Annotated in this window: 1 pseudogene; it reads right to left on the reverse strand. The window is 79.0% G+C overall.

Features of this window, described 5'->3' with window-relative positions:
• A pseudogene (locus EHS43_RS45710) lies at positions 1-542 on the reverse strand (DEAD/DEAH box helicase); the annotation flags it as partial.

Genomic DNA, 542 nt, shown 5'->3' on the forward strand with positions numbered 1-542 from the left:
GGCCCAGTCCCAGTCCTCGGCCGCGGGGCCGCCCTGGGCCTGGTCCGGGGCCCAGGGGGCGGGAGCGCCGGATTCCGGCAGGGGCTCGCCGCGGTCGCGGGCGTTGGACACCGCGCGCAGGCGGTCGACCGCGCCGTCCATGGCGAACTGGGCGGCGCCGAGGCCCTCCACGACGTAGCCGCGGCGGGCCTGGCCGCTGTCCTCGAAGGCGGAGAGGATGCGGTACGTCGCTGAGAAGCCGCCCTCCACACCCTCCGCCGACACGGCTCCCCGGGTGACCACTCCGTGCCGGTCGAGGAGGGTGCGGGCCAGGGCGTGGGCGCGCACGGTCGGGTCGGCCTCCTGCGGCGGGAGCAGGGACCAGCGGCCGGCGACGGTCGGCGGGCCGGTGCGGGAGGCGCTGCGGGCGGCCGCGGTCAGGGAGCCGTAGCGGCCGCGGGGCATCGTGCGCTTGGCGCGGTGGGCGGTGGAACCGGCGGTGCGGCCGGAGCCCAGCAGGGAGCGCATGGGGGTGAGGGTGTCGTTGGTGAGCCGCCCGGACC

The organism is Streptomyces sp. RP5T, assembly GCF_003933965.1.
Taxonomy (GTDB): domain Bacteria; phylum Actinomycetota; class Actinomycetes; order Streptomycetales; family Streptomycetaceae; genus Streptomyces.